We start from the raw sequence: 23,278 nt of genomic DNA, 5'->3' as shown, positions 1-23,278 counted from the left end.
ATCGTGAACGGCGCGGGCTTCGCGTGTGCGGCATGCGCTGTGCCGCTGCATGCAAGGCGATCGTCACGCGCGCGGCGGGTAGATCAGTCGATTGAGCAATGCGCGCACGACCGGCGCCAGTTCGCCCGCGGTCAGGCCCGCCGGGCCGTGGCCGCGTTCGGTCAGGGTCTCGGCGGCAAGGCCGTGCAGATAGACGCCGGCGAGCGCCGCCTCGTAGCGCGGCAGCCGTTGCGCGAGCAGCGCGCCGATGATGCCGCCGAGCACGTCGCCCGTCCCCCCCGTGGCCAGCGCCGCGCTGCCGGTCGGATTGATCGCCACGCGGCCGTCCGGCGCGGCGATCACCGTGCCCGCGCCTTTGAGCACGATCACGCTCGAAAGGCGCGCGGCGAGCGTGCGCGCGGCAGCGAGCCGGTCTTTTTGGATCGTCGCGGCATCGCAGCCGAGCAAGCGCGCCGCTTCGAGCGGATGCGGCGTCAGCACGCAGATGTCGCCGGCAATGCCGCGCGCGGCGACTTCAGCCGCCAGCGCCGGGTCGCAGGCGATGAGGTTCAATGCGTCGGCATCGATGAGCTTCGGTACGCCGACCCGCAGCGCACGGCGCAGCGTGCCGGCCGCGAGCGGCGTGCCGCCCATGCCGCAGCCGATCGCGAGGGCGTCCATGGCGTCGAGCGGCAGGTCGTCGGCCGCGTGCAGCATCAGCTCCGGATGCGGCGGATCGTATGCCGGGCCGCCGGCGCCGATGAACGCGACATGCACCTTGCCCGCGCCGGCATGGAGCGCGGCGCGCGCGGCGAGGATCGGCGCGCCGCACATGCCGGTGTCGCCGCCGACAACCGCCAGGCTGCCGAACGTGCCCTTGTGGGTGGCGTGCGAGCGGGCGGGGAAGCAGGGGGCGAAGAGCGCTGGCGCATTCAGGCGAATCGGGCCGCGCGCGGCCGTGTTCATGTCGACAGCGATGCCGATCGGCGCCACCGTCACGGCGCCCGCGAGATCACGGCCTGACGCCGTGTAGAGCCCGGGCTTCGCGCCGATGAAGGTGATGGTTTCGGTGGCCGTTACGACCGCGCCTGGGCCGACTGCGTTGCCGGTGTCGCTGTCGAGGCCGCTCGGCACGTCGAGTGCGAGCACGCGTCCGGAATTGCGCGAACGTTCGCTCAGCCGGGCGGCGACTTCCGCGAACACGCCTTCGAGCGGCCGCGCCAGGCCGATGCCGAACATCCCGTCGACGAGCCAGCCATAAGCGTCGAAAGACGCCGGCGGCACCGCCGAAATCGTCACGCCTGCCGCGCGCGCAACGCCGAGCGCCCAGCGCGCGTCGTCCGGTTTGACTTCGACGGGCATGCACACTTCGACGGCGATGCCCGCGCGATGCAGTTCGGCCGCGGCGACGAGCGCGTCGCCGCCGTTGTTGCCCGGCCCGGCGACGATCCAGATGGGGCGGTTTTCTGCCGACGAACCGTCGTGCGTGGCGCGATCGGCGAGAAAGCGCGCCGCGGCCGCGCCGGCGCGCGCCATCAGCGTGTGCGCGGGAAGCGCCGCTTCGGCTTCATTTTCGAGCGCGCGCAGTTCGGCGACGGTATGGAGCGGCAGCGGCCGGTCGTGAGGGGAGAGGAGGAGCGGCGGTGAAGCCGATTCAAGCGGAGCGGTAGCGGTCATGTCGGGCGGCGCCAAGCGGGTGCACATGCGAAGAATGCCGCCGGCTCTGCGCAGATGGCGCAAGGCCCCCAGACCCGGTTGATGCTTGAGGTCCGCGAGCCGTGCCGCCGCCGAAACCGCGCTGTCAGCTCGCGAAGCGATCGGGGCGGAGCGCCGCGAGCGTATCGGGCGGCACGCTCGGCGCGTTGCCGGAGACAAGATCTGCCACCACTTTAGCAGACCCGCACGCGAGCCCCCAGCCGGCCGGCCCGTGGCCGAAATTGACGAAAAGCCGCGGATGCAGGGCCTGTCCGACCACCGGCAGGCCGTCCGGCGAGAGCAGCTTCACGCCTTCCCAGGCCAGCGCCGCCGAGATTTTCGCGGCGCCGGGAATCCAGTCGTGGGTAGCCTGGCCGAGCAGCGTCAATGCCGCTTTCTTCAGCGGTTCGGCAAGCGGTTTGGCGCTCTCGCGCACGCCTTGCAGCACGGCGCCGCCCGCGATGCGCATGCGCTGATTCATGCGCGACATCGTGATGCGCTTGATCGCGTCGACAACCGCCAGATGCGGCGCGCGTTCTTCGTAGGCGATCGGCGCGGTCAGCGCGTGCAGCCGCAACGGATGGAGCGGCAGATCGAGGCCGAGCCGCTCGACGAGCGGCAGGCTGCCCGCGCCGGCGGCGACGACGATCGCGTCCGCCGCGATCACGTCGACTTCGCGGGAGCGCGGCGAGTCGCCTTCGCGCGGCGCGAGCTCGACGGCCGCGCGCTGATTGTCGACGCGGATCGCCGCGACGCCGCGGCCGAACTTGAATTCGACGCCGCCGTTCTCGTCGAGGACCTGCTTGACGAGCTTCGCGAAGAGCGGGCAGTTCGCTGTGCGCTCGGTCTCGAACAGCACGCCGCCCGCGAATTCGGGCTCGGTCGGCACCGAGTGCTCGACGGCCGCGCACTCGGCGGGCGTCAGCACGTGGTGCTGCATTTCGAATTCGCGCAGGAGGTCGAGCGCGCTTTGCAACTGCTCCCATTCGCGCTGATGGCGGACCACGTGCAGCACGCCGCTTTGCTGTTCGAATTCGAGCTTGAAACGGCTTTCGATGTCGGCGATCGCCTCGCGCGACGCGTCGATGAGCGGCTTCAAGCGCAGGCAGTGCTCGCGAAACGCGTCGGGCGCTTGCAGTCGATCGAGCCGGCGCACGAAGCGGCGCGCGCCCGAGTTGAGACCAGGCTTGAACACGATGCCGCTTTTCGGTGCACGCCGGCTTTGCATGAAGGTCGGACCGAACCAGACGTCAAGCGGCGTCGGCAGCATCGCGCCGCCGTGACCGTAAGTCGCGCCTTGCGCAACGGTCGCGTGGCGCTCGACGACGCACACGCGGTGGCCGGCCGCGCGCAGCTGATATGCGGTGGCGACCCCGACGATCCCGCCGCCTATGACAATGACATCCATGATTGATTCGATGCGAAGAAGCGCGAGGAGCGCTTCCTGATTCCCGTGTTCGCGTGACGTGCGGCGCAGTGCGAGGTTGCGCGCCGACGGATGAAGCCGTGCATGATACCGCCAAACGCGGCCGGCCGGTCGCGCGGACGGCGCCGGGCGTGGCGCGCAAGCGTCGCCCGGCCTGGGGCGATTGCGTTGAAATTTTGGGGCCGGCATGCGGTGCCGGCGTGCCGCCAGCATGCTCGAAACCACCCGGGGAAACCGCGCCGCGGCGCGCTCGCCAGGCCATTCGGCCGGCTTTTCGGGGGCCGCTTCCAGGTATAATCTCGGTCTTCCTTTCGCCTCACGTCGCCCCACGCGCGACTCATCGACGTCACGTCTTGTCCATGGCCCACTTCTCGTGTTTCCCCGGCGCTTCGGCCCTTTCCGATTTCCGTCAAACCCGTCTTCTCGACACGCTTGCGAAAATCGACAGCAACATCGTCGGCATTCGCGGCCAGTATCTGCACTTCGTCAATTCGTCCGAGACGCTCACGAGCGAAGACAGCGCGAAGATCGAAGCGCTGATGCACTACAGCGCGCCGTTCGAGGCGGGCAGCGAGCGCGGCACAGGTGAAACCTTCCTGGTGGTGCCGCGCTTCGGCACGGTGTCGCCGTGGGCGAGCAAGGCGACCGATATCGCCCGTCACTGCGGTCTTCTCCACGTGCGCCGCATCGAGCGCGGCGTCGAGTACACGGTCACGCTGAAAAGCGGGCTGCTCGGCGGCAAGAAGGCCCTCACCGACGAAGCGCGCGCGGCAGTGTCGGCAGCGCTGCACGACCGCATGACCGAAAGCGTGGCGCGTTCGCGCGACGATGCCCAGCACTTGTTCGACGAACTGCCCGCCAAGCCGCTTTCGACCGTCGATATCCTCGCGCACGGCCGCGGCGCGCTCGAAGCGGCGAATACCGGCCTCGGCCTCGCGCTTGCGGACGACGAGATCGACTACCTGGTCGACGCGTTCGGCAAGCTCGGCCGCAATCCGACCGACGTCGAACTGATGATGTTCGCGCAGGCCAACAGCGAGCATTGCCGCCACAAGATCTTCAACGCGCAATGGACGATCGATGGCGAGCCGCAGGGCATCTCACTGTTCCAAATGATCAAGAACACCGAGAAGCTGAACCCGCATGGCACGATCGTCGCCTATTCGGACAACTCGGCGATCATGGCGGGCGGCATGGCGGAGCGGTGGTTCCCGCGCCGTGAGGGGGCGGCGGGCGAGCCCGGCGAGCGCTATGGCCGTCACGTCGAGCTCACCCACACGTTGATGAAGGTCGAGACGCACAATCACCCGACCGCGATTTCGCCGTTCCCGGGCGCTGCAACGGGCGCGGGCGGCGAGATCCGCGACGAGGGCGCGACGGGCCGCGGTGCGCGTCCCAAGGCGGGTCTGACGGGCTTCTCCGTGTCAAACCTCGAACTGCCCGACGCGCGCGAAGCGTGGGAAAACGCGCGCGACGCGGCGGTCCCGCCGGCGCAGCGCAATCCTTCGGACCAGCACGACGCGTATGGCCGCCCGGATCGCATCGCATCGCCGCTGCAAATCATGATCGACGGCCCGCTCGGCGGCGCCGCGTTCAACAACGAATTCGGCCGGCCGAATCTCGGCGGCTATTTCCGCGTCTACGAACAGAACGTCGGCGGCCAGGTGCGCGGCTATCACAAGCCGATCATGATCGCGGGCGGCATCGGCAATATCTCCGACCAGCACACGCACAAGCACGACCTGCCGGCCGGCTCGCTCTTGATCCAGATCGGCGGCCCCGGAATGCGCATCGGCATGGGCGGCGGCGCCGCGAGCTCGATGGCGACCGGCGCGAACACCGCCGAACTCGACTTCGATTCGGTCCAGCGCGGCAACCCGGAAATCGAGCGGCGCGCGCAGGAGGTGATCAACTCGTGCTGGCAACTCGGCGACAAGAATCCGATTCTGAGCATCCACGACGTCGGCGCGGGCGGCCTGTCGAACGCGTTCCCGGAACTCGTCGACGGGGCCAACAAGGGCGCGCGCTTCGAGTTGCGCAAGGTTCAGTTGGAAGAGAGCGGTTTGTCGCCGCGCGAGATCTGGTCGAACGAAGCGCAAGAGCGCTACGTGCTCGCGATTGCGCCCGCCGATCTGCCGATGTTCGAAGCGATTTGCGAGCGCGAGCGCTGCCCGCTGGCGGTCGTGGGCGTCGCGACCGACGCGCAGCGGTTGCAATTGATCGATGCCGGCGCCGAGGGCAAGCAGGAACCCGTCGACATGCCGATGGACGTGCTGCTCGGCAAGCCGCCGCGTATGCATCGCGATGTGACGCGCGTCGTGGCCGAGCGTGAGCCGGTTGACGTGACGGGCCTCGCGCTGGCGGAACTCGCGGTTTCTGTGTTGAAGCACCCGACCGTCGCGAGCAAGTCGTTCCTGATCACGATCGGCGACCGTTCGGTCGGCGGCACGACCGCACGCGACCAGATGGTCGGCCCGTGGCAGGTGCCGGTTGCGGATTGCGCGATCACGGCCGCCGACTATGCCGGTTTCCGCGGCGAAGCGATGACGATGGCCGAGCGCACGCCGCTCGCGGTCATCGACGCGCCGGCGTCGGGCCGCATGGCGATCGGCGAGGCGGTGACGAACATCGCGTCGGCGCCGATCGCTTCGCTCGACAAGCTGAAGCTGTCGGCGAACTGGATGGCCGCGTGCGGCAGCGCCGGCGAAGACGCCGCGCTCTTCGACACAGTCAAGGCGATCGGCATGGAGCTGTGCCCGGCGCTCGGCATCAGCATTCCGGTCGGCAAGGATTCGCTGTCGATGAAGACGAAGTGGGACGATCGCGGCGTCGCGAAAGAGGTCGTCGCGCCCGTGTCGCTGATCATCTCCGCGTTCGCGCCGGTGGAGGACGTCCGCCGTCATTTGACGCCGCAATTGCAGCGCGCGAGCGAAGCAGGCGATACGACGCTGATCGCGATCGACCTCGGCCGCGGCAAGCATCGCTTGGGCGGCAGCATTCTCGCGCAGGTGACGCAGCAGGTCGGCGACAGCGTGCCGGATGTCGACGATCCCGAGGACCTCAAGCGCTTCTTTGCCGCGATCCAGGCGCTCAACGCGGATGGCAAGCTGCTCGCCTATCACGACCGTTCGGACGGCGGCCTGTGGGCGACGGTCTGCGAGATGGCGTTTGCGGGGCACGTCGGCGTGTCGCTCAACGTCGACATGCTCACGCTCGATTCGCAGCACGAGTTCGACTACGGCGACGCGAAAGACTGGGCTAAGCAGACGAGCGGCCGCCGTGAAGACCTGACGATCCGCGCGCTCTTCTGCGAGGAGCTGGGGGCAGTCGTCCAGGTGCGCGCAGCGGACCGCGACGCGGTGCTCGGTGTGCTGCGCAAGCACGGCTTGGGCGCCTGCTCGCACGTGATCGGCAAGCTGAACGAGCGTGATGCGATCGAAATCTACCGCGACGCAAAGAAGATCTACGAAGCGCCGCGCACGGAACTACATCGCGCGTGGAGCGAGGTGAGCTGGCGCATTGCACGCCTGCGCGACAACCCCGCATGCGCCGACTCGGAATACGACGCGTTGCTCGAAGCGGACGACCCCGGCATTTCGCCGCATCTCACGTTCGACGTGAGCGACGACGTCGCGGCGCCGTATGTCCCCCAAGGGGACTTCCTTCGGGGCGTCAGCAAGGGCGCACGCCCCCGCGTGGCGATCCTGCGTGAGCAAGGCGTGAACTCGCACCTGGAGGCGGCGTACGCGTTCGACCGCGCCGGCTTCGACGCGCACGACGTGCACATGAGCGACCTGCTGTCGGGCCGCGCGACGCTCGCCGACTTCGCTGGCGCGGTTGCGTGCGGCGGCTTCTCGTACGGCGACGTGCTGGGTGCGGGCGAGGGCTGGGCGAAGACGATCCGCTTCAACCCGATGCTCGCGGACATGTTCGCCGCCTTCTTCGACCGCAAGGACACGTTCGCGCTCGGCATCTGCAACGGCTGCCAGATGATGAGCAGCCTCGCGTCGATCATCCCGGGCGCAGAAGCGTGGCCGAAGTTCACGCGCAACAAATCCGAGCAGTTCGAGGCGCGCTTCTCGTTCGTCGAAGTCCAGAAATCGCCGTCGATTTTCTTTGCCGGAATGGAAGGCTCGCGCATACCGGTCGCGATCGCGCACGGCGAAGGCTTCGCCGACTTCTCGCAGCAGGGCGATGCGGCGCGCGTCGACGTCGCGATGCGCTTTATCGACCATCGCGGCCAAGCGACCGAACGCTATCCGTTCAATCCGAATGGGTCGCCGGCAGGCATTACGTCGGTAACGACGCCGGACGGCCGCTTCAGCGTGCTGATGCCGCATATGGAGCGCGTGCATCGCACGCTGCAGATGAGCTGGCATCCGGAAGGCTGGGGCGATGCGAGCCCGTGGATGCGAGCGTTCCAGAACGCGCGCCGCTGGATCGGATGAGGGGTGTAGGGCCCGAGTAAGTGCTGAAGCACTTACGCCGGCCGACATAAAAAATGCCACCCTCGGGTGGCATTTTTTTAATCCAAGCAACGTGCGCTACTGAATCTTCGCCTGCTTGCGCAGGCCTTCTTCGAACGCTTGCAGCTTTTCCTGCTGAATCTGCTGGACGATTTGTGTCTTGACCGAATCGAGCGGCGGCGGAGCGATGTCGCGAATGTCGTCGACTCGGATGATGTGCCAGCCGAACTGCGTGTGCACCGGCTGGTCGGTCATCTGGCCTTTTTGCAGCTTTTCCGCCGCGGCCGCGAATTCCGGCACGTAGGAATTCGGGTTCGCCCAGTCGAGGTCGCCGCCGTTCTTGCCCGAGCCCGGGTCCTTCGAATATTGCTTCGCGAGGTCCTCGAAGCTCGCGCCGGCCTTGATCTTCGCGATCAGGTCCTGCGCTTGCTGCTCGTTGTCGACGAGGATGTGGTGCAGATGATATTCGCGGCCCCCGGCTTGCTTCACGAGATCGTCATAGCGTGTTTTGACTTCCGCGTCGCTTGGCTGGTTGTCCTTCACGAATTTCTCGATCAGCGCGCGCAGCACGACCGTCTGCTGGGCAACCGCCACTTGCGCCTTGACGTCCGGTTGTGCCGGAACGCCTTCGCGGATCGCTTCCTGCATCAGGATTTCGCGGTTGACCAGTTCCTCGCGCACGGCCTGCTGCAGCTGCGGCGAGTCTTGCTGGCCCTGCTTCACGAGCTGGCTGACGAGCGCATCGGCGCGCGATTTGGGGATCGGCGTGCCGTTTACGACGGCGATATTCTGTGCGAAAGCTGGTGCAGCCGCGAAGGCGGCAAGCAGTACCCAGAGCTGGGATTTCTTCAAGGTCATCGGAAGTTCCTAACGTTCCTAATGGGGCGACTGAGCGAGCAATATCGGGGACGGCATCTACGGCGTCGAGGACCGCGTTGCAAATTCCTCGGGCGTGTAAGCCATGATGGCAAGCGCATGGATGCCGCGCTGCATGGCATCGGCCAGCGCATCATACACCATGCGGTGCCGCGCCACGCGGGCTTTGCCGGCAAACGCCGCCGCGACGATCGTCACCGTGTAGTGGCCGCCGGCCGAGGCTCCCGCGTGGCCGGCGTGCTGCGCGCTGTCATCGCGCACGCTGATGGAATCCGGCGCGAGGGCGGCCGTCAATGTCGTTTCGATTAGCGCGATGCGCTCGGCGGGCGTCGCGTTCAGAAAGTCGCTCATCGGTCACTCTTCCTTCAAATACTTCGCGAGCCACAGGCTCTGCGCGACGATGAACACGACCATCGCGCCCGTCGTGCCGAACAGCTTGAAGTTGACCCACTGCGATTCGGTGAAATTGGCGACGACATACAGGTTCGCCACGCCGAGCGCGACGAAGAAGAGCGCCCACGCAACGTTAAGCTTGTCCCAGACCTCGCCGGGCAGCTTGAGCTGCTTGCCCATCATCTTCTCGATCAGGTTCTTCTGGAACGCGAAGCGCGCGACGATCAAGCCGGCCGCGAAGAGCCAATAGAGCGCGGTCGGCTTCCATTGGATGAATTTCTGGTTGTGAAGCACGAGCGTCGCGCCGCCGAACACGACGATCACGCCCAGGCTCACCCAAAGCATCGTGTCCACCTTGCGGTGCCGGAACGCGACCCACGCCACCTGGAGCAACGTGGCGACGATCGCCACGGCGGTGGCGGTGAAGATCCCCCACAGCTTGAACGCGACGAAAAACAGGATGATCGGGAACAGATCGAACAGAAATTTCATTGATAGTCGGAACGTCGATGAGCGGCGCTTGCTTCCAAGCAAGCACCGCGGAGGACCTTGGGGCGTAGCCTCGGCAAAGGCGGCAGCGTTCGTGCCGGCATCCGCTGCCGCGTGTCTTTCGAACGGCGGGATCGAGCGGCGCGGGGCCCTCTGTCCGCCGGCCGCCGAACCGGGCGCGCTACGTTACTTGGGGTCGAATTGTAGCGCAGCCGAGTTGATGCAGTACCGAAGGCCGGTCGGGGCGGGACCGTCCTCGAAAACATGGCCGAGATGCGCGCCGCAGTGCTTGCAGCGGACTTCGATGCGCAGCATGCCGTGCGAGCGGTCGGTGAGTTCTTCGATCACTTCGCCGTTGATCGGCTTGAAGTAGCTTGGCCAGCCGCAGCCGGCGTCGAACTTGGTGTCCGATTCGAAGAGCGGCGTGCCGCAGCAGACGCAGTCGTAGATGCCGCGGTCCCAGTGGTCCCAGTAGCGGCCGGTAAACGGATGTTCGGTGTGGGCGTGGCGGGTCACCTGGTATTCGATGTCGGAGAGCTGGCTGCGGTATTCGGCGTCGGTTTTTTGCGCCTGATGCGGTTGCTTGGCCTGATCGTCGTCGAGGGGGCGGTTCATGGTCGGGTTGTCTCCGTGGGATGAGGCGTCGCGGTGGGGCGTCAGGAAACGGCCCTGCGATGCGGCGCCAAGTCAAGTTCGTATGTACGTGTCAGCTGGAAATTCGGTTTCGATTCCGGTTGCGGGGGCGCGTCGCTTGGGGCTGTCCGGCGCCCCGAAGGAAGTCCCCCGTCCCGCGGCCCAAGGCCACTTCCTTCGGGGCGCAGGAAGTCCCCCGCCCCGCAGGAAGTCCCCTTGGGGGATTGGGGACAAGAGGCATCATGACGAGCAACTGACCTCGAGCGAGCCGGCCCAGTCGGGTGGCAACGCGGCGTAGGCCTCGTTGTCCGGTTGTTCGTCGAACGGATGGCGCAGCACGGCCGCGAGCCGCTCGACCTCCGAAAAGTCCTTTTCCTTCGCGCGTCGGATCGCCGTCTCGGCAAGGTGATTGCGCAGCACGTACTTCGGATTCACGCGGTTCATTGCTTCGCGCCGCGCGGCGTCGCCGCGTGTTTCGCCGGACAGCCGCGCGCGATAGTCGTTCGCCCAGAGATCGAATGCGGCGCGGTCGAGGAACAGGTCGCGCGCCGCCGCGTCGCCGCTCGCATCGTGTTTCGACATGCGCGACAGATGGCGGAACGTCAGTGTGAAGTCCGCGCGGTTCGCGTGCATGATTTCGAGCAGCTTGTTGGCGAGCGCATCGTCACCGGGCCGCTCGGTCTCGAGGCCGAGCTTGGCGCGCAAGCGCTGCTCGAGCGCCGGGGCGAAGCGATCCTTGTACCCTTCGAGCACGCGCTGCGCGTCTTCGACCGAGCGCTCGCCGCGCGCCGCTTCGTCGTAGCGCGCGCCGAAGAGCGGCAGCAGCGCCTGCGCGAGGCAGAAGCAGTTCCAATACGCGATCTGCGGCTGCATCCGGTACGCGTAACGGCCGGAGGTGTCGGAGTGATTGCAGATGTGGTTCGCGTCGAACCCGTCGATGAAGCCGAACGGACCGTAGTCGATCGTGACGCCGAGAATCGACATGTTGTCCGTGTTCATCACGCCGTGACAAAAGCCGACCGCCTGCCATTGCGCGATCAGATCTGCGGTACGCAAAACGCTTTCGCTCAGGAGCGCGAGGTAGGGGTCGTCCGCCTCGCGGCATTGCGGAAAGAAGCGGTCGATCACGTGATCGGCGAGCGCCTGCAGCGCATCGGCGCGATCGTTCGAATAGAAGTGCTCGAAATGGCCGAAGCGAACGAAGCTCGGCGCGACGCGCGTGACGACCGCCGCCGTCTCGATCTCCTCGCGGCGCACCGGCTGGTCGGAGCCGATCACGCAGAGTGCGCGCGTCGTCGGTATGCCGAGATGGTGCATCGCCTCCGAGCAGAGGAATTCGCGAATCGACGAGCGCAATACCGCGCGCCCGTCGCCCATGCGCGAATAGGGCGTGCGTCCGCTGCCTTTCAACTGCAGTTCGTAGCGCTCGCCGCCGCGCTCGACTTCGCCGAGCCCGAGCGCGCGTCCGTCGCCGAGCTGGCCGGCCCAGACGCCGAACTGGTGCCCTGAATAGACGGAGGCGTAAGGCAGCGCCTGCGACGGCCACTCGCGCGTGGTGTTGCCGCAGAAGAAATCGGCGAACGCGGGGTCGTTGGCGACCGACGGATCGAAGCCGAGCATGCGCGCGGCGTCGGCCGAGAAGCCGACCACATAGGGCGCGGTGAGCGGTGCCGCCGGCAGGCGGGTCAGGAAGGCGGTGCCGAGCTGGGCGAACGAGCCGTCGCGCGTGTTGCCGATCGCGTCCGCGACCGACGACATCCGCTCCGACAGCTCGGTACTGCTTGGGGAAAACGACATGTTGAGCGCCTCGGAATTAGCCGATATTGTAAGTCCGCGCCCGCCGGCGCGCTGGAGGCGGCCGCCAGCACGCCGGCGGGCGATCTGCAGGCGGCGGGCTTCCAGCGCCGCCGCCTTCGGCGCATGTGCCGTGCCCGGTGTCCGCAGCAGGGCCTCTCATTGCATCGAGCGGCCGTGGCCCGATCAATAACGAGGAGACGAACGGATATGACAACGCCGTTGCTGGGTCAGATGATGGACGTGCCGCTCAACGTGTCGTCGCTAGTGAGGCATGCTGCAAGATACGCGGGCGATACGGAGATCGTGTCGCGGCGCGTCGAGGGCGACATCCATCGCTACACGTACCGCGATTGCGAAAAGCGCGCGAAGCAGCTTGCGCAAGCGCTGATCCGGCTCGGCGTGAGCCCGGGCGAGCGCATCGGCACGCTGGCCTGGAACGGCTACCGCCATCTCGAGGCGTACTACGGCGTGACCGGCTTCGGTGCGGTGTGCCACACGATCAATCCACGTCTTTTTCCCGAGCAGATCGCCTTCATCATCAATCACGCCGACGACAGCTATGTCCTGTTCGACACGACGTTCGCGGCGCTCGTCGACGTCGTCGCGCCGCAATGCCCGAAGGTGAAGGGCTGGATCGCGCTGGCCGACGAGGCGCACATCCCGGCGCTTGCCACACCCGTTCTCAGCTACGAAACGCTGCTCGCGGCCGAAGACGGCGATTTCGAATGGCCCGTGCTCGACGAACGCTGCGCATCGAATCTTTGCTACACGTCGGGCACTACCGGCAATCCGAAGGGCGCGCTGTATTCGCATCGCTCGTCGGTGCTGCACGCGTACGGCGCGTCGCTGCCCGATGCGCTGGGGCTGTCCGCGCGCGATGCCGTGCTGCCCGTCGTGCCGATGTTCCATGTGAACGCGTGGGGCATCCCGCACGCGGTGGCGCTGACCGGCGCGAAGCTCGTCTTGCCGGGCAAGGATCTCGACGGCAAATCGCTCCACGACCTGATGGAAACCGAGCGCGTCACGTTTTCGGCGGGCGTGCCGACCGTCTGGATGTGCCTGCTGCAGTACGTGCGCGAGACCGGTAAGCGTTTTTCGACGCTCGAGCGCACGGTGATCGGCGGCTCCGCCTGTCCGCCCGCGATGCTGCGCGAGTTCGAGGACGTCTACGGCGTGCGCGTGATACACGCATGGGGCATGACCGAGATGTCGCCGCTCGGCACGCTCGTGCGGTTGAATTGGGAGCAGTCGCAGCGGCCGCTCGAGGAGCGGCGGCAACTGATGGAAAAGCAGGGCGCGGTGATTTGCGGCGTCGATATGAAAATCGTCGGCGCTGACGGGCAGGAACTGCCGCGTGACGGGGTCGCCTTCGGCGACCTCCACGTGCGCGGCCCGTGGGTGATCGATCGTTATTTCCGCAGCGAAGCGTCGCCGCTCGTCGACGGCTGGTTCCCGACCGGCGATGTCGCGACCATCGACCGCGACGGCTTTCTCCACATCACCGACCGCAGCAAGGACGTCATCAAATCCGGCGGCGAGTGGATCAGCTCGATCGACGTGGAGAACGTTGCGATCGCGCATCCGGCCGTGGCCGAGGCGGCCTGCATTGCGTGCGCGCATCCGAAGTGGACCGAGCGGCCGCTGCTCGTCGTGGTGAAGCGCGAGGGCGAGAACGTGACGCGGGAGGCACTGCTCGCCTTCTACGAAGGCAAGGTCGCGAAATGGTGGATTCCGGACGACGTCGTGTTCGTCGAGCAACTGCCGCACACGGCGACGGGCAAGCTGCAGAAGCTCAAGCTGCGTGAGATGTTCCGCGATCACGTGCTGCCGGCTGAGATTGCTGGCGCGGCCTAGGCGCGCTTGCGACAGGTGTTCGCCGCGCCCGCAAACACCATGCGCTCGATGCAAGGACCGCATGCAATCTCTGCAACGAGCCGATGTTGACACAAATTGAACGATCGTTCGTTTTTGTGTATTCTAGCTTCCACTCGCCGGTACGCGGACAATGATCCGCGCGCCCGGTCCCATGCAACGCTGGAGGCAGACAGATGGCAGTGGACTACACGACACGCGACGGCGTTGCCGTCATCACGCTGAACAATCCCCCTGTAAACGCACTCGGCCTCGCCACGCGCACCGGCATCATGGATGGCCTCGCGCGCGCCGAGCGCGATCCCGCCGTCGTCGCAATCGTGCTGACGGGCGCCGGCAAGGCGTTTTCGGGCGGCGCGGACATCACCGAATTCAACACCCCGAAAGCGATTCAGGAGCCGACCCTCGCGACGGTGATCCGCGCCCTCGAAGCGAGCGCCAAACCGGTGGTCGCGGCGATTCACAGCGTGGCGATGGGCGGCGGGCTCGAGCTGGCGCTCGGTGCGCATTACCGCGTGGCCGTGCCGGGCGCGCAAATCGCGCTGCCCGAAGTGAAGCTGGGTCTCTTGCCCGGCGCGGGCGGCACGCAGCGCCTGCCGCGCGCGATCGGGCTCGAGGCCGCGCTGAACATGATCGTGTCGGGCACGCCGGTGATGTCGGAGAAGCTCGCGCAAAGCGGTCTGTTCGACGAAATGGCCGACGGCGGCGTGCTCGAAGCCGCGCTCGCGTTTGCGCGCCGCGCGGCGGAAAAGGGCATGGGCGCCGGCGGCACGCATCCGCGTCTCTCCGATCGCAAGATTGCCCATGAGAATGCCGCAGGCTTCATCCAGTACGCGCGCAACAGCGTCGCGGCGCTCACCGAGCATTTCCCCGCGCCGGGCAAATGCATCGACGCCATCGAGGCGGGCGTGCTCAAGGGCTTCGATCACGGCCTCGCATTCGAGCGCGAATGCTTCCTTGCGCTCGTGCAGACGCCTGAAAGCCGCGCCTTGCGTCACGCGTTCTTCGGCGAGCGGGCCGCGAGCAAGATTCCCGACGTTCCTGCGGACACCGCCGTGCGCGCGATCAGGCAGGTCGCCGTGATCGGTGCGGGCACGATGGGCGGCGGCATCGCGATGAACTTCGTGAACGCGGGGCTGCCGGTCACGCTGTTGGAGACGAAGCAGGAAGCGCTCGAGCGCGGCCTCGCGACGATTCGCAAGAACTACGAAACGACCGTCAAGAAGGGCAAGCTGACCCAGGAAGCGCTCGAGACGCGCATGTCGCTGATCAAGCCGACGCTCGCCTACGACGATCTCGCCAGTGCCGATCTGATCGTCGAAGCGGTGTTCGAGGAGCTTGGCGTGAAAGAGCAGGTGTTCCGGCGTCTCGACGGCGTCGCGAAGCCCGGCGCGATCCTCGCGTCGAACACGTCTACGCTCGATTTGAACAGGATCGCGGCGTTCACTCGGCGTCCCGGCGATGTCGTCGGCATGCACTTCTTCAGCCCGGCCAATGTCATGAAGCTGCTCGAAGTCGTGCGCGGCAAAGAGACTGCGAAGGACGTCCTCGCCACCGTCATGCAGGTCGCCAAGCAGATCAAGAAGACGGCGGTCGTGTCGGGCGTTTGCGACGGCTTCATCGGCAACCGGATGATCGAGCAGTACTTGCGTCAGGCGCTCTTCATGCTCGAAGAAGGCGCGCTGCCCGCGCAGATCGACGGCGCGATCGAGCGCTTCGGCTTCGCGATGGGACCGTTCCGGATGAGCGACCTCGCGGGCAACGACATCGGCTGGGCGATCCGCAAGCGCCGCTATCAGGAACAGCCGGACCTGCACTATTCGAAGATCGCCGACCGTCTCTGCGAAACCGGCCGCTTCGGGCAGAAGACGGGCGGCGGCTGGTACGACTATGTGACGGGCGAGCGCAAGGCGCGCCCGTCGGCGCTCGTCGACGAGATGGTCGTCGCGTATTCGAACGAGATCGGCAGTGCGCGGCGCAAGATCGGCGACGACGAGATCGTCGAGCGGCTCGTGTTCGCGCTCGTCAACGAAGGCGCGAAGATTCTGGCAGAAGGGATCGCGTCGAAAGCGTCCGACATCGACATGGTCTATCTGACCGGCTATGGCTTTCCGCTTTGGCGCGGCGGCCCGATGCTGTATGCGGACACGGTCGGCCTCTATAACGTCGAGCGCGCGATGGCCCGCTACGCGTCGCAACAGAACGGCGACGCGTGGCAGATCGCGCCGCTTGTCGCCGAGCTGGCGAAAGCGGGCCGGGGCTTCAACGGTTGAACGGCCGCTCGGTGGCCGGCGCGACCCGATGCGGGATTCGACGCACAACCCGATCGGCAATGTTTAGCGAGGTGACACGATGAAAAGCGCAGACGAGGTGCTGCTCGTGGTCGACGTGCAGAACGATTTCATGCCGGGCGGCGCCTTGGCCGTCGCCGATGGCGAGCAGGTCGTGCCGGTCATCAACCGGCTGGCGAAGGGCTTCGAACACGTGGTGCTGACGCAGGATTGGCACCCGGCCGAGCATATCTCGTTCGCCGTGCATCACCCGCCGCATCAGCCGTTCGAGACGATCGCGCTGCCGTACGGGCAGCAAGTGCTGTGGCCCGTTCATTGCGTGCAGGGCACGCCGGGCGCCGCGCTGCATCGCGACCTCGACGTTGCGCACGCGCGTCTCGTGATCCGCAAGGGCCATCACCGCGACATCGACAGCTATTCGGCGTTTCTCGAAGCCGACGGCACGACGCGCACCGGCCTTGCCGGCTATCTGCGCGATCTCGGCGTGACGCGCGTCGTTTGCTGCGGGCTTGCCACCGACTACTGCGTCGCGTGGACCGCGCTCGATGCGCGTCTGGCCGGATTCGAAGTCGCCGTGATCGACGACGCGTGCCGCGCGATCGATCTCGACGGCTCGCTCGACAAGGCATGGCAAGAGATGCGCGCGGCAGGCATCGCAAGGGTGAGCGCCGCCGACGTGCTCTCGTGAGCGGCACGCGCAGGCTTCAATCAGATACAGATCAATTTTCGACAGTTGTGCATGGGACATGGGACCCGAGTAGGCGCTAAAGCGCCAACTCTGGTCGACCGCTTTGCATGGGACCAGAGTAAGCGCTAAAGCGCCAACTCTGGTCGACCGCTTTGCATGGGACCAGAGTAAGCGCTAAAGCGCCAACTCTGGTCGACAGAGGAGAGACAGATGACAGACGCCGTAATCGTATCGACCGCACGCACCGGTCTTGCAAAATCGTGGCGCGGTGCCTTCAACATGACACATGGCGCGACGATGGGCGGCCATGTCACGCAGGCCGCGATCGCGCGCGCCGGGATCGATCCGGCGCGCGTCGAGGACGTCGTGATGGGCTGTGCGAATCCCGAAGGCGCGACGGGCGCCAACATCGCACGGCAGATCGCGTTGCGCGCCGGGCTGCCGGTCAGCGTGCCGGGCATGACGGTCAACCGCTTCTGCTCGTCGGGCTTGCAGACGATCGCGCTGGCCGCGCAGCGCGTGATCGCGGGGGAAGGGGACGTGTATGTGGCGGGCGGCGTCGAGTCGATTTCGTGCGTCCAGAACGAGATGAACCGCCACATGATCGCCGAAGGCTGGCTGCAGAAGAACAAGCCCGAGATCTATTGGTCGATGTTGCAGACGGCGGAGAACGTCGCGCAGCGCTACGGCATCTCGAAGGAACGGCAGGACGAGTACGGCGTGCAATCCCAACAGCGCGCCGCTGCTGGGCAAGCGGCAGGCAAGTTCGACGACGAGATCGTGCCGATGACGGTCCTGGCGGGCGTCGCGGACAACGCGACGGGGCGCCTCTATACGAAGGAAGTGACGCTCGCCGCCGACGAAGGCATCCGCGCCGGTACGACGCTCGAAGGCGTCTCGAAGATCCGCACTGCGCTGCCGGGCGGTGTGATCACCGCAGGTAACGCGAGCCAGTTTTCTGACGGCGCGTCGGCATGCGTCGTGATGAACGCGAAGGTCGCCGAACGCGAGGGCTTGCAGCCGCTCGGCGTGTTCCGCGGCTTTGCCGTGGCAGGCTGCGAGCCGGACGAAATGGGCATCGGGCCGGTGTTCGCGGTGCCGAAGCTGCTGAAGCAGGCAGGCTTGAAAGTCGAGGACATCGACTTGTGGGAGCTCAACGAAGCCTTTGCTGTGCAGGTGCTTTACTGCCGCGACACGCTCGGGATTCCGAACGAGCGCCTGAACGTGAACGGCGGTGCGATCGCGGTCGGGCATCCGTACGGCGTGTCGGGCGCGCGGCTTACCGGTCATGCGCTGATCGAAGGACGCCGGCGCGGCGCGAAGCATGTGGTCGTGACGATGTGCATCGGCGGCGGGCAGGGCGCGGCGGGGCTGTTCGAGATCGTGTAGGGGGCGGGCTTCGCGGCGCTTTACCCGACATTCATCGGCAACAACACCATCTGCTTGCCCTGCAGATGCAGGCGCGTCTGAATCTCGACCGGCGTTTGGTTATGCAGCCACGCAGTGAGGAAGTTGACGCGCTTGAAGATCAGCTTGCTCGCGAAGCAGACGCTGTTCGGAAACTCGTCCATCGTGGTCTCGGCGAGCTTCATGAATTCGCCGATCGGATGCGTGCCGAACGCGATTCGATAATCCGACGCCATGCCGTTGCGGCGGCAGTGCGCCACGTAGTATTCGAGCGCGGTCGAAATGGTCCTTTGCAGGCGGTCCAGATGCTCCGCGCCTTCGTAGGCCTTCGCATCGACTTCGCCGACCGCAAGAAAGATCACGTTCTTGAAGTGCCCCGGAAAGAGCCGGTTCACCCATAGGAGCGCGTGCATGCTTGCGCCCCGATGCTTGCCGACGAGCAAGATCGCAGTGGGCAGCGACGGGTCCGGCTTGCCTGGGCGCGGTTCGCCGACCGTGGGCGCGGCGCCGGCAAAGAGGGCGTCTTCCTTCGCGAGTTGCGCGCGCGTATCCGTGTAATGGCGCTTGATGAGAAAGCACAGCGCGATCACCGCGCTCGTGACCAGCACCGTCAGCCAGCCGCCCGCCGTGAATTTCTCGATCAGCGTGATGACGAGCACCGTGGCCGTGACCGAAAGTCCGAGCGCCGACAGCACGAAGCGGGTGAGCCAGTGATGGCTCTCGCGGCGGTGCTGCCACCAATAAGTGCACAAGCCGAGGAGGGACAGGCTGAACGTGAGGAACACGTTGATGCTGTAGAGCACGACGAGCACATCGACGTTGCCGTGAGTCCAGCCGAGAATCAGGAGGCTCGCGACGCCCATCACGACGATGCCGTTCTGCCGCACGAGCCGCGTCGACAGATCGCGGAAATGGCGCGGCACCCAGGAATCCGATGCCATGTTCGACAGCACCGCGGGCCCGTCGAGGAACCCCGTCTGCGCACCGACGAGCAGCAAGCCCGCCTCGAACGCGAGGACCGCGGCGAGCAGCCCATGCCGCACGAACGAGGAACCGAGCCCCATATGGTCGATCACGCTGCCGAAGACGACCGCATTGAGCGTCTGGCCTTCGACCGGCTGCGCATTCCACAGCATGTAAAGCAGGATGATGCCGCCCGCGGTGAACGCGAGCGACGTCGCCATGTAGAACATCGTCCACTTGCCGTTCGGCACGCGCGGCTCGGCGAGCATGTTGACGTTGTTCGACACGGCTTCGAGACCGGTGTACGTCCCGCCGCCGAGCGAGAACGCGCGCATCAGGAGCGCCAAGACCACGACCGGCCCGAACGCATGCGACATCGTGTGCGCTTCGCTGAACGCGCCCGGCACGACGCCCGCCAGACGATTGCCGTGGACCGCCACGCCATAGACGATCAGCCCGAGATGCAGCACCACGAAGCCCATGAAGATCGGCAGCAAGACGAGGATCGATTCCTTCATGCCGCGGAAGTTGAGCCCCGTCATGAGCACGATGAGGATCAATTCGGTGGCGAGCTTGAACTCCTGAGCGCTGACCGGCAAAAGGCTGAAGAATGCGTCGACGCCGCTCGCGAGGGACGTCGCCACGGTGAGCACATAGTCGACGAGGAGCGCCGCGCCCGACACCAGCCCGGGGCGCGGGCCCAGCAACGCCGTGGCGACGCGATAGCCGCCGCCTCCGGTCGGGAACAGCTCGATGACCTGGTTGTAGCCGAGCGCGATGATGAAGACGGTCGCGGCCGTGGCGACCGCGAGAAAGACCGCGAGCGGCGTGTGATGGCCGAGCGCGAGGAACGCCTCCTCGGGGCCGTAGCACGACGACGAGAGACCGTCGGCGCCGAGCCCGACCCAGGCGAGGATCGGCGTCACGGCGATGGCATGGCGTGTGCGGGGATCGAGCGGATCGAGTGGTTCGCCGACGATCAACTTCCACATCTTGCTGAAGGTGGCCATGGAGTCTCCCGGTCGATTCAGACTGCAGACTGCGGCGACAAGCGTATCGTGAGGGTCGGCGTGAGGACGGCAAGCATCCGCAAAGCGGCGGCTTCGCAGCATTGATAGACTGGCCGTCGGCATAATTCGCCTCGAATGTAGGGCAGTTCGGTAACGCATGCCAGTCGGCGATACCCAGGCCTTGCGAGGCTGACGGTTTGAAAGCCGCGAGCCGTCGTCACGCACGCGTCGAGGCACGTCGTATGTGCGGCAGGCAGCGCATCGCCGTCACGAGCGGCGGCACGCGTCGACATGAAGCGTCACAATACGGATACAAGGATGAGTTTGAGCCTGCCATGCGTTTCTTTTCCCGACTTGGGGCTGATGAGCAGACGGGGGGGCGCGGCATGAAACGTCTGACCCGCGAGCCCCGCATCGGACTCGTCTTGGGCGGCGGCGCCGCGCGAGGCTGGGCCCATATCGGCGCGATACGCGCGCTTCTCGAAGCCGGCATCCGCCCGAACGTCGTGTGCGGCACGTCGATCGGCGCGCTCGTCGGCGCGGTGTACGCGAACGGCGACCTCGACTGGCTCGAGCAATGGGTGTCGCGCCTCACCTGGCAGACTGTCGTGCGGCTTCTGGATCTGCAGATCTCGGGGGGGCTGCTCGGCGGCAAGAAGGTGATCCAGATCTTCGCGAATCAATTCAACGGATGCGAGATCGGCGAACTGAAGCTGCCGTTTGCGGCGGTCGCGACCGAGCTCGATACCGGGCGCGAGATCTGGCTGCAGGATGGCAGCGTCGTGGAAGCCGTGCGCGCGTCGATCGCGATTCCGGGGCTCTTTACGCCGGTGTGGCACGAGGGCGCGTGGCTCGTGGACGGCGGCTTGTCCAATCCGGTGCCGGTTTCCGCCGCGCGCGCGATGCGCGCCGATTTCGTCATCGCGATCGACCTGAACAACGATCTCTTGAACGGACGCGATCTGGGCGGCTCCGTGGCCGAGCTGCCAGTGCATGATCCCGGCGCGCCGCCGCCCGGCAGCGTGCGGCGCAACGGCAAGCCGTGGCCGAAGTGGCTGCAGCCCAATCCGGACTTCGCCGACGGCGACGCGGGGATATCGGCCGAGCCGAGTGCGCGGGCGCCGTCGATGCTGAGCTCGATGGCGCAGAGCATCGACATCATGCAAGTGCGCATCACGCGCAGCCGCCTCGCGGGCGAGCCTGCCGACATCCTGATTCAACCGCGCCTGGGCGGGATGAGCATCTTCGATTTTCATCGCGCGGCGCCGGCCATCGCCGAGGGCCGGGCCGCCGTCGAGCGGATGATGCCGGCGATTCGGGCGCATCTGGGCATGGACTGAACGCGCCTTCGCTCGCCGCTTGGGGGATGCGGTTATCATTCCGGCCTTAGCGCCTGATCAGCGGGGCTTCCGTATCGGCCGTTGAAATCGTACGAAAGAAGGTGAACAGAGTGATCCGACACATCGTGATGTGGAAGCTGAAAGAACACGCCGAGGGCGCCACGCGCGCCGAGAACGCGCACAAGCTCAAAACCAAGCTCGAAGCATGCCGCGGCATCGTGCCGGGCATCCTGCGTCTCGAAGCCGGCGTCGCCACGCCCGGCCTCGAATCGACCTACGACGTCGTGCTCGATTCCGATTTCGCCGACAAGGCCGCGCTCGACGCCTATCAGGTCCACCCGGCTCACATGGCATTGAAGACGTTCGTCGCCGCCGTGCGCGAGTCGCGCGAATGCGTCGACTTCGAGGTCTGACGTACCCGCGATGAGCGATCCGCAAAATCCCGCCGAGCCCAAGGCGCCGCCCCCGCATCATGCACCGCCCGCAATCGAGAGTCCGTTCGTCGATCATCTCGGCGTGCGTCTCGTGTCCGCGGCAAATGGCGCGAGCGAGCTGCTGCTGCCGCTTGCCGACACACACCTGAACGCTTGGGATGTCGCGCACGGCGGGATCACGATGACGCTCGCCGACGTCGCGCTCGCCACCGCCGCGCGCAGTCTCGCGGACGAGGGCGTCGGCGTCGTCACCGTGGAAATGAAAGTGAACTTCATGCAGCCGGGCCGCGGCGAGTTGCGCGCGTTCGGCCGCGTGCTGCACCGTTCGACCACGATGGCCTATTGCGAGGGCGAAGTCCGCGATAGCGAAGGCCATTTCGTCGCCAAGGCGCTCGGCACGTTCAAGTACATGCGCCGGCTCGCCGTGGGCCGCGACGTCGTCGAGCAGCGCCGGCGCCGCGCGCCGCCCGTCAAGCCCGGTCCGAGCGACGGCTGACACCAAACTGGATGACTGCCATGACCCAATCCAATCGCCAGATTCTGCTCGTATCGCGCCCGCACGGCGCGGTGACGCCCGACAACTTCAAGCTCGTCGAAACGCCGCTTGGCGCGCTCGGCCCCGGCCAGGTCCGCGTGCGCAACCACTTTCTGTCGCTCGACCCGTACATGCGCGGCCGCATGAGCGATGCGAAGTCGTATGCGGAGCCGCAGCCGCTCAACGAAGTGATGATCGGCGGCACGGTGGGCGTCGTCGTCGAATCGAACCATCCGGCGTTCGCGGCCGGCGACAGGGTCGTCGGGACGCTTGGCTGGCAGGAGTACGGCACGTCGGACGGCGCCGGCCTGCGCAAGGTCGACGACACGCACGTGCCGCTGCCGGCCTACCTCGGTGCGGTCGGCATGCCGGGCGTCACGGCCTGGTATGGCCTGAACAAGATCATCGCGCCGCGCGCCGGGCAGACGATCGTCGTGAGCGCGGCGAGCGGCGCGGTCGGCAGCGTCGTGGGACAACTCGCGAAGCTGGCGGGCTGCCGCGCGGTCGGGATCGCGGGCGGCCCCGACAAGTGCCGCTACGTGGTCGAGACGCTCGGCTTCGACGCATGCGTCGATTACAAGGCCGGCAATCTGTACAAGGACCTGAACGCGGCAACGCCCGACGGAGTCGACGGCTGCTTCGAAAACGTCGGCGGCGAAGGGCTCGATGCGACGCTTGCCCGCATGAATCCGTTCGGCCGCGTCGCGGTCTGCGGCATGATCGCAGGTTACGACGGAAAGCCGGTGCCGATCATGCAGCCGTCGCTCATCCTGCGTTCGCGATTGCTGGTGCAGGGCTTCATCGTCACCGAGCACCTGGACGTCTGGCCCGAAGCGCTGCGTGAACTCGGCGGGCTCGTCGCGCAGAAGAGGCTGCAGTATCGAGAGACGATCTCGCAAGGGCTCGAGAGCGCGCCGGAGGCGTTCATCGGGCTTCTGAAGGGAAAGAACTTGGGCAAGCAGCTCGTCAAGCTGATTTGATCAA

17 protein-coding genes are annotated in these 23,278 nt (G+C 66.5%); 9 read left to right on the top strand and 8 right to left on the bottom strand.

Translation table 11 applies throughout. The annotated features are described in order from the left end of the window. Window positions 1-63: 63 nt before the first annotated feature. Together J3489_RS12820 and J3489_RS12815 are read right to left on the bottom strand one after the other, a co-directional pair. Window positions 64-1,656, bottom strand: coding sequence for an NAD(P)H-hydrate dehydratase (locus tag J3489_RS12820; RefSeq protein WP_242539972.1), 1,593 nt, complete (start codon window positions 1,654-1,656; stop codon window positions 64-66). Window positions 1,657-1,780: 124 nt separating this feature from the next. Continuing rightward, window positions 1,781-3,082, bottom strand: a complete 1,302-nt coding sequence (locus tag J3489_RS12815) for an FAD-dependent oxidoreductase (RefSeq protein ID WP_206998468.1) — start codon at window positions 3,080-3,082, stop codon at window positions 1,781-1,783. Between the two features lie 377 nt (window positions 3,083-3,459). Between J3489_RS12815 and purL the strand changes: the two genes are divergently transcribed. Further along, on the top strand, window positions 3,460-7,548 hold the full coding sequence (purL, locus tag J3489_RS12810; RefSeq protein WP_206998466.1) for a phosphoribosylformylglycinamidine synthase: 4,089 nt from the start codon (window positions 3,460-3,462) through the stop codon (window positions 7,546-7,548). A gap of 96 nt (window positions 7,549-7,644) precedes the next feature. Here purL and J3489_RS12805 read toward each other — a convergent pair whose 3' ends face one another. The 5 genes from J3489_RS12805 to J3489_RS12785 all read right to left on the bottom strand — a co-directional run bounded on the left by J3489_RS12805 (window position 7,645) and on the right by J3489_RS12785 (window position 11,754). After that, on the bottom strand, window positions 7,645-8,424 hold the full coding sequence (locus J3489_RS12805) for a peptidylprolyl isomerase (RefSeq protein WP_206998464.1): 780 nt from the start codon (window positions 8,422-8,424) through the stop codon (window positions 7,645-7,647). A 57-nt stretch (window positions 8,425-8,481) separates the two neighbouring features. Beyond that, window positions 8,482-8,793, bottom strand: a complete 312-nt coding sequence (locus tag J3489_RS12800; RefSeq protein WP_206998462.1) for a BolA family protein — start codon at window positions 8,791-8,793, stop codon at window positions 8,482-8,484. 3 nt (window positions 8,794-8,796) lie between these two features. Continuing rightward, the gene (locus tag J3489_RS12795; RefSeq protein WP_206998460.1) at window positions 8,797-9,327 is read right to left on the bottom strand and encodes a septation protein A; all 531 of its coding nucleotides are present in this window, start codon (window positions 9,325-9,327) and stop codon (window positions 8,797-8,799) included. A 183-nt stretch (window positions 9,328-9,510) separates the two neighbouring features. Continuing rightward, window positions 9,511-9,939 (bottom strand): peptide-methionine (R)-S-oxide reductase MsrB, encoded by a 429-nt coding sequence (gene msrB, locus J3489_RS12790; RefSeq protein WP_206998458.1) that lies wholly within the window; start codon window positions 9,937-9,939, stop codon window positions 9,511-9,513. Between the two features lie 258 nt (window positions 9,940-10,197). Beyond that, window positions 10,198-11,754: a protein adenylyltransferase SelO gene (locus tag J3489_RS12785; protein WP_206998456.1), complete on the bottom strand. Its 1,557-nt coding sequence runs from the start codon at window positions 11,752-11,754 to the stop codon at window positions 10,198-10,200. A gap of 207 nt (window positions 11,755-11,961) precedes the next feature. Here J3489_RS12785 and J3489_RS12780 point away from each other — a divergent pair, with 207 nt between their 5' ends. The 4 genes from J3489_RS12780 to J3489_RS12765 all read left to right on the top strand — a co-directional run bounded on the left by J3489_RS12780 (window position 11,962) and on the right by J3489_RS12765 (window position 17,994). Beyond that, a complete protein-coding gene (locus J3489_RS12780; RefSeq protein WP_206998454.1) occupies window positions 11,962-13,608 on the top strand; it encodes a 3-(methylthio)propionyl-CoA ligase in 1,647 nt (548 codons plus the stop codon). A 194-nt stretch (window positions 13,609-13,802) separates the two neighbouring features. Then, window positions 13,803-15,899: a 3-hydroxyacyl-CoA dehydrogenase NAD-binding domain-containing protein gene (locus J3489_RS12775; RefSeq protein ID WP_206998452.1), complete on the top strand. Its 2,097-nt coding sequence runs from the start codon at window positions 13,803-13,805 to the stop codon at window positions 15,897-15,899. Window positions 15,900-15,978: 79 nt separating this feature from the next. Then, window positions 15,979-16,605, top strand: coding sequence for a bifunctional nicotinamidase/pyrazinamidase (pncA, locus tag J3489_RS12770; protein WP_206998450.1), 627 nt, complete (start codon window positions 15,979-15,981; stop codon window positions 16,603-16,605). Between the two features lie 210 nt (window positions 16,606-16,815). Then, a complete protein-coding gene (locus tag J3489_RS12765; RefSeq protein ID WP_206998448.1) occupies window positions 16,816-17,994 on the top strand; it encodes an acetyl-CoA C-acyltransferase in 1,179 nt (392 codons plus the stop codon). Window positions 17,995-18,014: 20 nt separating this feature from the next. Here J3489_RS12765 and J3489_RS12760 read toward each other — a convergent pair whose 3' ends face one another. Next, entirely contained in the window at window positions 18,015-19,985 is a 1,971-nt protein-coding gene (locus J3489_RS12760; protein ID WP_206998446.1) for an APC family permease, read from the bottom strand. Between the two features lie 386 nt (window positions 19,986-20,371). Here J3489_RS12760 and J3489_RS12755 point away from each other — a divergent pair, with 386 nt between their 5' ends. From J3489_RS12755 to J3489_RS12740, 4 genes are all read left to right on the top strand, one after another. Next, a complete protein-coding gene (locus tag J3489_RS12755) occupies window positions 20,372-21,325 on the top strand; it encodes a patatin-like phospholipase family protein (RefSeq protein WP_206998444.1) in 954 nt (317 codons plus the stop codon). 110 nt (window positions 21,326-21,435) lie between these two features. Beyond that, the gene (locus tag J3489_RS12750) at window positions 21,436-21,738 is read left to right on the top strand and encodes a Dabb family protein (protein WP_206998441.1); all 303 of its coding nucleotides are present in this window, start codon (window positions 21,436-21,438) and stop codon (window positions 21,736-21,738) included. A gap of 10 nt (window positions 21,739-21,748) precedes the next feature. Beyond that, the gene (locus tag J3489_RS12745) at window positions 21,749-22,255 is read left to right on the top strand and encodes a PaaI family thioesterase (RefSeq protein WP_206998438.1); all 507 of its coding nucleotides are present in this window, start codon (window positions 21,749-21,751) and stop codon (window positions 22,253-22,255) included. A gap of 20 nt (window positions 22,256-22,275) precedes the next feature. Then, window positions 22,276-23,274, top strand: a complete 999-nt coding sequence (locus J3489_RS12740; RefSeq protein ID WP_206998436.1) for an NADP-dependent oxidoreductase — start codon at window positions 22,276-22,278, stop codon at window positions 23,272-23,274. Window positions 23,275-23,278 lie beyond the last annotated feature (4 nt).

Origin of the sequence: Trinickia mobilis (genome assembly GCF_017315705.1) — a bacterium.
In the GTDB taxonomy this organism is placed as follows: Bacteria; Pseudomonadota; Gammaproteobacteria; order Burkholderiales; family Burkholderiaceae; genus Trinickia_A; species Trinickia_A mobilis.
The sequence above is the reverse complement of the archived record's forward strand: the minus strand, read 5'-3'. Positions and strand labels throughout refer to the sequence as shown.

Coding starts and splice junctions, on each gene's coding strand:
- J3489_RS12795 (WP_206998460.1), bottom strand. CDS start 9,327: ATGAAATTTCTGTTCGATCTGTTCCCGATCATCCTGTTTTTCGTCGCG.
- J3489_RS12760 (WP_206998446.1), bottom strand. CDS start 19,985: ATGGCCACCTTCAGCAAGATGTGGAAGTTGATCGTCGGCGAACCACTC.
- J3489_RS12815 (WP_206998468.1), bottom strand. CDS start 3,082: ATGGATGTCATTGTCATAGGCGGCGGGATCGTCGGGGTCGCCACCGCA.
- J3489_RS12820 (WP_242539972.1), bottom strand. CDS start 1,656: ATGACCGCTACCGCTCCGCTTGAATCGGCTTCACCGCCGCTCCTCCTC.
- J3489_RS12780 (WP_206998454.1), top strand. CDS start 11,962: ATGACAACGCCGTTGCTGGGTCAGATGATGGACGTGCCGCTCAACGTG.
- J3489_RS12775 (WP_206998452.1), top strand. CDS start 13,803: ATGGCAGTGGACTACACGACACGCGACGGCGTTGCCGTCATCACGCTG.
- msrB (WP_206998458.1), bottom strand. CDS start 9,939: ATGAACCGCCCCCTCGACGACGATCAGGCCAAGCAACCGCATCAGGCG.
- purL (WP_206998466.1), top strand. CDS start 3,460: ATGGCCCACTTCTCGTGTTTCCCCGGCGCTTCGGCCCTTTCCGATTTC.
- J3489_RS12740 (WP_206998436.1), top strand. CDS start 22,276: ATGACCCAATCCAATCGCCAGATTCTGCTCGTATCGCGCCCGCACGGC.
- pncA (WP_206998450.1), top strand. CDS start 15,979: ATGAAAAGCGCAGACGAGGTGCTGCTCGTGGTCGACGTGCAGAACGAT.
- J3489_RS12805 (WP_206998464.1), bottom strand. CDS start 8,424: ATGACCTTGAAGAAATCCCAGCTCTGGGTACTGCTTGCCGCCTTCGCG.
- J3489_RS12800 (WP_206998462.1), bottom strand. CDS start 8,793: ATGAGCGACTTTCTGAACGCGACGCCCGCCGAGCGCATCGCGCTAATC.
- J3489_RS12765 (WP_206998448.1), top strand. CDS start 16,816: ATGACAGACGCCGTAATCGTATCGACCGCACGCACCGGTCTTGCAAAA.
- J3489_RS12745 (WP_206998438.1), top strand. CDS start 21,749: ATGAGCGATCCGCAAAATCCCGCCGAGCCCAAGGCGCCGCCCCCGCAT.
- J3489_RS12785 (WP_206998456.1), bottom strand. CDS start 11,754: ATGTCGTTTTCCCCAAGCAGTACCGAGCTGTCGGAGCGGATGTCGTCG.
- J3489_RS12755 (WP_206998444.1), top strand. CDS start 20,372: ATGAAACGTCTGACCCGCGAGCCCCGCATCGGACTCGTCTTGGGCGGC.